This window comes from Sulfurovum sp., assembly GCA_026990595.1.
Taxonomy (GTDB): Bacteria; Campylobacterota; Campylobacteria; order Campylobacterales; family Sulfurovaceae; genus Sulfurovum.
This window is the reverse complement of record JALXCZ010000002.1, coordinates 23,902-30,737: the sequence shown is the minus strand read 5'-3', so window position 1 is coordinate 30,737 and position 6,836 is coordinate 23,902. Positions and strand designations below refer to the sequence as shown.

Annotated in this window: 7 protein-coding genes; 5 read left to right on the top strand and 2 right to left on the bottom strand. The window is 40.5% G+C overall.

Annotated elements, in window-relative coordinates; all coding sequences use genetic code 11:
• The 5 genes from MVE01_RS00775 to MVE01_RS00755 all read left to right on the top strand — a co-directional run.
• On the top strand, nt 1-444 hold a 444-nt coding region (locus MVE01_RS00775; protein WP_472560251.1), incomplete at its 5' end, for a hypothetical protein.
• A 28-nt stretch (nt 445-472) separates the two neighbouring features.
• On the top strand, nt 473-862 hold the full coding sequence (gene trxA / locus MVE01_RS00770) for a thioredoxin (RefSeq protein WP_472560250.1): 390 nt from the start codon (nt 473-475) through the stop codon (nt 860-862).
• 69 nt (nt 863-931) lie between these two features.
• Nucleotides 932-1,876, top strand: a complete 945-nt coding sequence (gene argF / locus MVE01_RS00765) for an ornithine carbamoyltransferase (RefSeq protein WP_472560249.1) — start codon at nt 932-934, stop codon at nt 1,874-1,876.
• 149 nt (nt 1,877-2,025) lie between these two features.
• Nucleotides 2,026-3,393, top strand: a complete 1,368-nt coding sequence (hemN, locus tag MVE01_RS00760) for an oxygen-independent coproporphyrinogen III oxidase (protein WP_472560248.1) — start codon at nt 2,026-2,028, stop codon at nt 3,391-3,393.
• Between the two features lie 91 nt (nt 3,394-3,484).
• Complete coding sequence (locus MVE01_RS00755; protein WP_472560247.1) at nt 3,485-4,792, top strand: (Fe-S)-binding protein; 1,308 nt, start codon at nt 3,485-3,487, stop codon at nt 4,790-4,792.
• 35 nt (nt 4,793-4,827) lie between these two features.
• Here the strand turns inward: MVE01_RS00755 and MVE01_RS00750 are convergent, their stop codons facing one another.
• On the bottom strand, nt 4,828-6,084 hold the full coding sequence (locus MVE01_RS00750) for an ArsS family sensor histidine kinase (RefSeq protein ID WP_472560246.1): 1,257 nt from the start codon (nt 6,082-6,084) through the stop codon (nt 4,828-4,830).
• Nucleotides 6,085-6,765 carry a response regulator transcription factor gene (locus MVE01_RS00745; protein WP_472560252.1) on the bottom strand — a complete coding sequence of 227 codons (681 nt, stop codon included), beginning with the start codon at nt 6,763-6,765 and terminating at the stop codon, nt 6,085-6,087.
• Nucleotides 6,766-6,836 lie beyond the last annotated feature (71 nt).

The window sequence follows — 6,836 nt, the reverse complement described above, 5'->3', positions numbered from 1 at the left end:
TGGAACATCCTTGTAGCAGATGAAGTAGCAAAAACGTTACGCTCATGGAACATAGATGTCAAGCGTATGCCCGCACGTGTACGTTTTACCAGAGCCAAAATAGCCGTTGCCATACACTTTGACGGAGCCACCACGCCGTGTAACTCCGGAGCAAGCATCGGTTACCCTTCTGAGGCTTCGTATGACTTTGCACAGCGTTGGAAAAAACTCTACAAAAACTACTTCCCCTTCAAGTGGCATGAAGACAACTTTACCAACAATCTCAAAAACTACTACGCCTACCGCTGGATACGCGCCGACAAATTCCTTTTGCTTGAACTCGGAGAGATCACCTGTGATAAACAAACCAAATGGCTCAAACCACGCCTTAAAAAGATTGCACATCTTGTCGCTTATACTATCGCTAAAGAGTTAGGCAAAGAAGTACCGAAACCAAAGCTGTAAATTTAACCTTACTTGGCTACAATATCTCATGAAAAAAATAATCAAAACACTATTTATCGGATGTGTCCTACTCATTTCACATAATCTCTTTGCCAATGAAGAACTTCTTCAGTTAACCGCTACGAATTACCTCAGTACGCTCCTTAAGAGCAAACAGCCTGTAATCATTAAATTTTGGGCACCCTGGTGCAGACCCTGCAGAAAAATGACTCCCGAATACAAAAAAGCAGCCCAAACATTTAAAGGGAAGGTGCGTTTTACCGAACTCAATATAGATACCTATAAAAACGTTGCAAACCGATATAGCGTACACAGTATCCCAACTATGATACTCTTTAAAAACGGAAAGATCATCAACCGATTGACTGGTTCACTTAACCAAAAAGGTATTGAGACATTTGTAAAAAGTTCACTTTAGCCTTATTTATGGTAAAATAATCTCTTTTAAATTTTACTATCGTAGTATGATAGGTAAAAGGATAGTCCTATGAGACACTTTTTGACACTGGGAGATTTCACCAAAGAAGAGATCTTGGAAATGATAGCTTTGGCACAGAAGATCAAGGCACAGACCAAACAGCGTAAGTTCGTTCCCTATATGGAGCACCAGACACTGGGGATGATATTTGAGAAGAGTTCCACACGAACACGTGTGAGCTTTGAGACAGGTATCTACCAGCTTGGCGGTGTAGGCTTATTTTTGTCCAGTAATGACATACAGCTGGGTCGCGGTGAGCCTATGAAGGACACCGCTCGTGTCATCAGCCGTATGGTGGACATGGTGATGATACGTACTTTCGAGCAGTCTAAACTTGAAGAGTTTGCCAAGTACTCCAAAGTGCCCGTCATTAACGGACTTACAGACTCTTACCACCCAGTACAACTGATGACTGACTACCTTACCATGATAGAATTCGGTAAAGAGAAAAACCCAGTGGTTGCCTACGTGGGTGACGGAAACAACATGACACACTCATGGCTCATGCTTGCAGCCAAACTAGGTTTTGAACTTAGAGTCGCTACACCTAAAGGGTATGAGTGTGATGCTGCCATCGTAGCAGATGCTTTAGCATTTGCCAAAGAGAGTGGTGCCAAAATCACCTTTGGTAATGACCCTGTTGAAGCAGTAAAAGGCTGTGATGTTGTGACCACTGACACATGGGTAAGTATGGGTCAAGAAGATGAAAAAGAGATACGCCTAAAAGCATTTGAGGGCTACATCGTAGATGAAAAACTCATGAGTTACGCAAAAGAAGATGCTATCTTCCTACACTGCCTTCCTGCCTACAGAGGGTATGAGGTGAGTGAAGAAACATTCGAGAAACATGAAAATGTTATATTTACAGAAGCAGAAAACCGCCTCCATGCCCAAAAAGGTATCATGGTATGGCTGGACGCGAAACGCAGTGAAGAATTAGAAATTAGAAATTAGAAATTGTGGTTTGCATTGCTTTGCAATGCTTTTATTTTGGAATACAGAAATAGGTTATGAGAGAATTATAATAGTTTTACGCTAGTAAAACATACCTTAATTCCTCATTCCTAATTCCTAATTCCTAATTTTTTCCAAAGGAAAACCCATTGAGCCAAATAGATCTAGAAAAATTCAGTAAATACTCCAAGCCCGGACCAAGATACACCAGTTATCCTACTGCCCTTGAATTTAAGGACGATTTCCAGTATGAAGACTATCTCAAATACCTTGAGAATGGTACAGAGAAACTCTCACTCTACATACACCTTCCTTTTTGCCGGTCTGCATGTTACTTCTGTGGATGTAATGTCGTCTTTACTTCCAAAGAGGAGAAACTCAGTCAATACATCGAATACCTCAAAAAAGAGATAGACATTCTTGCACAGCATCTTGATACCAGTCGTGAAGTGATCCAGTTCCACTTCGGTGGGGGAACACCTACTTTTTACAAAGCTTTTGAACTTGATGAGATTGTTAGCTATGTAAAATCAAAGTTTCCTAACTGGAGTGCAGACGCAGAAATAAGTTGTGAGATCGATCCGCGTTTTTTCAATGAAGACCAGATGAAAGTCTTTCAAAAACACGGCTTTAACCGTATCAGTTTCGGTGTACAGGACTTTGACCCAAAAGTACAAAAAGAGATCCACCGTATCCAACCCTATGAGCTGACAAAAGCAGCCGTTGATCTTGCCAGAAAATACGGTATCAACTCCATCAATGTTGACCTGATCTACGGTCTACCGTATCAAACCTTTGAGAGTTTCCAAAAAACACTGCAAGAGGCATTTTCTTTGCAGCCTGACAGACTGGCTGTCTTTAACTATGCCCATGTGCCATGGATGAAAAAAACCATGCGTAAATTTGATGAAACCACACTTCCCTCACCAGATGTAAAGTTGCAGATATTCCAATATACTATTGACTTTTTTGAGAGCAACGGGTATAAAATGGTAGGTATGGATCACTTTGCCAAGCCTGAAGATGAACTCTTCGGTGCCATAGCAAAAGGTGAACTGCATAGAAACTTCCAAGGCTACACTACCAAAGGCGGTGCAAACCTCATCGGTATCGGTCTGACCAGTATCGGCGAAGGAAGCCGTTACTATGCACAAAATACCAAAGATATGAAAGTCTATGAAGAAGCTATAGATGCACGAAGACTTCCTTTTGAAAGAGGCGTTGAACTCAGTGATGATGATTATTTAAGAAAAGCTGTCATCATGGAACTCATGGCAAACTTCTCCATAGACATCAAAAGAGTAGAGAAAGAGCACAATATAGACTTCAAAGCCTACTTTGCAGATGCACTGGAGGAATTAGAGGAATTCGTAGAGGCAGACCTTGTCACACGCACCGATGAAAAAATCTCGGTAAGCCCGACAGGTACACTACTCATAAGAAACATTGCGATGCCGTTTGATGCCTACATGCATCAATATGGCGGAAACAAAAAGAGTTTTTCCAAAACAGTATAACTTTTCGGTACTGTAGCATTGTTGTAGGGTGTTGTGCCCTCACAACACCAAAAATATGCACAAAGAAGAAACACAATATTCAAGAGGAAACATGAGCAAAAAAGTAGAAGACATTTTCAACTTCACAGCAACCAGTGATGACTGTATCAAATGCGGTAAGTGTATCCCTGTCTGTACGGTCCACCAGATCAACCCGGATGAAACTACCTCCCCTCGTGGGTTCATAGACCTTTTGGGTGCTTATAAACGCGGTGATCTGGAGTTGGACAAAAATGCAAAAGATATTTTTGAAAGCTGTTTTCTGTGTACCAACTGTGTGGATGTCTGCCCCAACTCGCTTGCAACCGATATGGTCATTGAAGAAGTACGGGCAGATATTGCCGACAAGTATGGTATTGCATGGTTCAAAAAAGGATTTTTCTTCCTCCTTCGTCACAGAAAGATCATGGATTTTGTGATGAAGTTTGGTTTTATGTTCAAAACCTGTGCCTTGGCACAGGATGAAAAAGACAGAGGTCTTTTTGCCAGATTTTCACTGCCTATGATGAAGAAAGGAAGACTCATCCCGTCTATGATGAAAACAAGCTTCCTGAACAGTTACCCTGAAGAGATACCTGCCCCCAAGCAGGAGAAGAAAAACCCCCGTATTGCCATTTTCATCGGATGTTTGGGAAACTACAACTATGGAGGGATAGGGAGTTCGCTTGTAGAGATACTTAAAATACTGAATATTGATGTATTCATCCCCAAAGAGCAGCTTTGCTGTGGTGCTCCTGCCTACTTTACAGGTGATGTAGGTTCTGTAGAGTATATGACCAAAAAAAACATTGAGTATTTTGAAAGTTTCATGGATGAGTGTGATGCGATGCTCATTCCTGAAGCGACCTGTTCAGCCATGGTAAAACATGACTGGCAGGTCTTCTTTAAAAACCATAATATGCCTGAATGGGAAGCACGTGCCAAAAAAGTAGCCAAAAAGATACACATGGCGACAGCATGGCTGCATGACAATACCAACCTTAAAGAGATACTTGAGACCAAAGGTAAAAAATTTGATGAAGTGGTTACCTACCATGACCCATGCCATGCAAGAAAAGTACAGGGTATCTATGAAGAGCCCCGTAACCTGCTTGCCCCTAATTACCCTATGGTAGAAATGAGTGATCCTAACCGTTGTTGCGGATTTGGCGGTGTCACTATGCAGACTGAGAAATTTCATTTTGCCCAGGCAGCAGGGAAACCAAAAGCAGCCATGATCAAAGAGACCAAAGCACATTATGTCAGTGCAGAATGTTCTGCCTGCAGAGTACAGATCAGTGAGTCTATGAATAATGCAGAGGTTGAAACTATCTTTAAAAATCCTCTTGAACTCATTGCTGAAGCATTAAAAAACGAATAATAAAATTTTTAACTTTTTTACCTCTAGGATATTTTTCACTTCCTTCGGGCGATTTTTAATTTTTCATTATTAGGTACAAGTATAAAGATATTTTTACTCTCTTCATGCCTGTATCCCAACCTGTATCCTAATTTCTGTAAGATACTGTCCACAATATAGAGTCCAAGACCAAAACCTGAACTTCGTTTTTCTGCCTGAGAAAAGGGTTCGGTGTAGTAACTAAGCGGATGCTCCAAAGCATCCCCCTTAGAAATAACCTCTATCATCCCATGATCTGTTCTTACCATGACACATTTATCTTTTCCGTACTTCATACCGTTATCTATAAGATTCTTCAACACCAGTGCCATCAGCTTTTTATCTGTTGTCAGAGCCATATCTTTAATCTCTACCTTCAAACAGTTACTGTGTGTCATCAAAAGTTCCTGTGCCTCATGAATGATCTCACTTAACATCACATACTCAAAATCAGGCTCAAAACTCTGTGTTGTGACCCTCTCTATCTCAGCAAGTTCCGAAATAAGCTCATTCATACGCTCAAAAGCACGTACAAGTATTTTCTTTGTACCTTCATCTTCAAGCATCTCTGCAACAATACGCCCTTTGGTAATAGGTGTTTTGAGTTCATGCATCATATTTCGCATAAAGAGATTTTTCGAGGCACTTAACTCATGAATATGAACGATCGCATCATCAAAACTTTTTGCGATCTTACCGATCTCATCATCATGTACATAGGTGATCCTTGTATGCATATCACCCTTGGCGAACCGCTGTATCTGTTTATGCAGTTTTTTAAGCGGGTAAAGCTTTTTAAGTACAGCCAGATAAAGCAAAAGAAGCAGGGCAATAAGAAACGCCCCAGAAGTAACTGCTATCTCAAAAAAGTAGTTTTTTGGTCTGTTGTCTCTAAGCATAAGATTGTAGGACATACGCTGCACATAAATATAATTTACACCATCAATACTAAATACTCTTACCTGACCGATACTCGATCCTCCACTAAATACAGTTTTACCTTTTGTTTCTATTTTCTTTTTAATTTCTTTTACTTTTTTTCTAGGTACCGGTTTTACACGTAACTCTTTATAGAGTTTCTTGAGATCCTCTTTATCGGGACTCAACTGTAGATTGGAAAGAAAAGTAATGGAGATAAGCTGATAACGTTTGAACTCATCAATCTTACGTCTATCTTTATCCCATGAAAAAAAAAGCAGTGAGGTAGCGATCAAAATAGCGATCGCTACAGAAAAAAGAATATGAATAAACGTCGTTACAGATAAATTTCGCATTTATACCCGATCGGTTAAAAGGTACCCTACACCACGAATGGGCTTAATATAGCTATGTTCATTGTCTATTTTCGCGATCTTCTGTCGTATACGTGAAATGATCACATCAATATTTTTAATGGAACTGTCATCATCAATATGTTCACTCTCATACAGCAACTGCTCTCTGGAGACCGAACCATTCTTGTGCTGGATCAGCATAGAGAGGATATCATACTCTGCTGCTGTCAACTCCAGAAACTCGCCCTTGAAACGAATGGAACGGGCACTTGGATCTGCAACAAAAAGCTCCTCTTTGACCTTAGGTTTCTCTTCCACACTGTGTGTACGTCGCAAGATCGTTTTGATCCGCGTAACCAATTCTCTAGGATCATACGGCTTAGGCATATAATCATCTGCGCCACGTTCAAGACCTATGACCTTATCGGTAATGTCATCCCGAGCCGAAGAGATAATGATAGGGATATTGCTTACTTCCCTGATCTTTGGGATCACTTCCAATCCATCCATCCCCGGCAGTGTAAGATCAAGAATAATCAAATCAAAATCATGCTGTGTAAGTAAAGAGAGTCCTATATAAGGGTCTTCTGCACCGATCACTTCCATATCATACTTTGTCAGGTAATTGGTCAAGATAAGTGCCAACTCCGGGTCATCTTCTATAATGAGTATTTTTATGATCTTAAATCCTTTGTGTCCAAATTTTAATTTATTTAGAGAGTTCTATTATAAACCAACTGGTTTAACAACGC